The sequence below is a fragment of the Flectobacillus sp. genome (assembly GCF_049240685.1).
Classification (GTDB): domain Bacteria; phylum Bacteroidota; class Bacteroidia; order Cytophagales; family Spirosomataceae; genus Flectobacillus.
Map to the genome: position 1 here is coordinate 1 of NZ_JBMLSD010000130.1, position 1,366 is coordinate 1,366.

1 protein-coding gene is annotated in these 1,366 nt (G+C 38.1%); it reads left to right on the forward strand.

Going from position 1 to position 1,366, the window contains the following annotated elements; translation table 11 throughout:
- The first annotated feature begins 59 nt into the window (after positions 1-59).
- Positions 60-1,214: a DNA polymerase IV gene (gene dinB, locus ACOVQ4_RS05975; RefSeq protein ID WP_421819740.1), complete on the forward strand. Its 1,155-nt coding sequence runs from the start codon at positions 60-62 to the stop codon at positions 1,212-1,214.
- Positions 1,215-1,366 lie beyond the last annotated feature (152 nt).

A 1,366-nucleotide genomic window follows, 5' to 3' on the forward strand; every position in this document is an offset into this window, starting at 1 on the left:
CTTTTTTAGCTTAATTTTGTATTCAAATAATAATTTTGAATACTTTAAGTAGCTAAAAAATGGATAGAGCTATTTTGCACATGGATCTTGACTGCTTTTTTGTATCTGTTGAAAGATTACGAAATAGCGCATTGAATAACAAACCTGTCATTGTAGGAGGTATGTCCGATAGAGGTGTTGTATCAGCTTGTAGTTATGAAGCACGCCGTTTTGGCGTACATTCGGCTATGCCCATGCGAATGGCTCGTCATTTATGTCCAGATGCGATTATTCTTCGAGGCGATTTTGAGGCATATTCTCAGTACTCAGAAATGGTTACCGAAGTCATCGTTGAGAATGCTCCCCTTGTTGAAAAAGCCTCCGTGGATGAGTTTTATATTGATATGACTGGTATGGAAAAATTCTTTGGGACGTATCGTTATGCTCAACATTTACGAAAAACAATTATTAAAGAAACGGGGCTTAGTATTTCCTTTGGACTCTCGACTAGTAAAACAGTCTCGAAAGTAGTAACCAATGAAGTAAAACCTGCAGGATATAATCTTGTCGAGATTGGACAAGAAAAACAATTTTTGGCTCCTTTAGCCATAAATAAATTACCTATGGTTGGTGAGGTAACGGCGCAAACTTTACGCAATATGGGTATCTCAAAAGTGGGTACATTAAGTGAAATGCCATGTAAAGTACTCGAAAGAACTTTCGGAAAAATGGGTAAGGTTTTGTGGGAAAAAGCCAATGGCATAGACTATTCGCCAGTATTGCCCTATTCTGAACCCAAAAGTATGTCTAAAGAAATAACCTTTCAGCAAGATACAACAGACCTTGTGTACTTAAAATCCATACTGATTCGACTCGCAGAACAACTAAGTTATGAACTTCGGAAAGATGGATACTGTACGGCCTGCGTGACGGTAAAGCTGCGCTATTCAAATTTTGATACACATAATAAACAAGTCATCATTTCTAGTACTTCTGCTGACCATATTTTGATACCATTGGTCTTACAGCTATTTGATCAACTATATGAAAAAAGGCTACTAATTCGACTAGTGGGTGTTCGATTTACCAAATTAGTACGGGGTGTACAACAACTTAGCCTCTTTGATCAAAGTGCCAAAGTAGCGCCACTTTATACAGCCATGGACGTAATTAGAAGTCGTTTTGGTATAAAATCGATAGGCCGAGCTATGGGGTATCCTATAAAAAGAGAGTAAGTAATCGTGCAGAATTATATTTAAGTTTTGTGTTTTAGGGACAAGGCAATAGGCACAAGGCAAAGAGTGTAAAAATGTTTTTAACGACTACGGACACGCATTTTTCCCATAGCCCACCGCCGAAAGCCGATACCTGAAAGCTTAAAGCACAA